This window comes from Sphaerisporangium aureirubrum (genome assembly GCF_042658925.1).
Lineage (GTDB): Bacteria > Actinomycetota > Actinomycetes > Streptosporangiales > Streptosporangiaceae > Sphaerisporangium > Sphaerisporangium aureirubrum.
In genome coordinates this window covers 1-1,110 of sequence record NZ_JBHSRF010000192.1, presented here as the reverse complement: position 1 = coordinate 1,110, position 1,110 = coordinate 1, and the positions used below count along the sequence as shown (strand labels likewise).

The window sequence follows — 1,110 nt, the reverse complement described above, 5'->3', positions numbered from 1 at the left end:
CCCCTATTCCGGCCAAACCGGCGACCCCCAGCCCACCACCGCCCACCCGGGCCACACCGCCGGCCCTCACCAACCCACCACCCCGTATTCCGGACACACCGGCGACCCTCAGCCCACCGCCGCCCACCCGGGCCAAACGCGGGGTCATCAGCCCACCGCCCCCGCCGGGCGGCACGACACCCCGGGATACGACCCGGCCACCTCCGGCGACACGCCCCCGCTTCGCGGAGTGTCGCCCACCTACCCGGCGGGCGTGCCGGGTCCTGATGTCCACGGAACCCCCACGGCGCACGGGTCACCCGACGTCCGTAGGGCGCCAACGATGCACGGGTCACCCGACGTCCACGGGGCGTCCACGGCACACGGGGTGCCCAACGTCCACGGGGCACCCACGATGCACGGGTCATCCAATGTCCCCGGGGCGCCCACGGCGCGCGGGGCCGCCGCGACACACGGCGGCACGCCGGGTGGTGGTGGGGCGGGCGGGCGGCACGGGGCCGGGGGTACCCGGCGGTTGCGGCTGATCGGGTTCGCCGCGGCCGGGGTGGTGCTCGCGGTGGTGGCCGGGTTCGGGGTGCGGGCGCTGCTGGCGCCGTCCGGGCCGCCGACCGAGCTGTCCTATCTGTACCGCGACGACTTCGCGCAGAGCGGCACCGGCTGGGACGGGAGCAAGTACACCGGCGACGAGTACGGCAGGTACGGCTACGCCCCCGACGGCTACTACGCCATCGACGTGCAGGGCGACGCCCCGGAACGCGCCGAGAGCGCACCGCTCCCGTACGTCCCCCAGCAGCCCGCCACCCCCGACCCATCCGCCTCACCCACCCCCACCACCCCCGACCGCCTCCTGCTCAGCGTGTCGGTGAGCACCCGCCAGAGCCGCACTGACGGCGAATACGGCCTCTTCTGCCGCGCCGACCAGGAATACCACCAGAGCCGCTACGAGTTCCTGATCGACGGCCGCGGCCAGGCCAGGATCCGCCGCGTGACCAAGGGCGCCGGCGGCAACCTCACCGCCCCCACCCCCATCCCCGACCTGGCCTCCACCTACCGCCTCCAGGCCGAATGCTCCGTCACCTCCGAAGGCATCCACCTCACCATGTGGATAGA

At 74.2% G+C, this 1,110-nt stretch carries 1 pseudogene; it reads left to right on the top strand.

The features are described from left to right. Positions 1 to 514 precede the first annotated feature (514 nt). A pseudogene (locus tag ACFP1K_RS41090) lies at positions 515 to 1,110 on the top strand (serine/threonine-protein kinase); the annotation flags it as partial.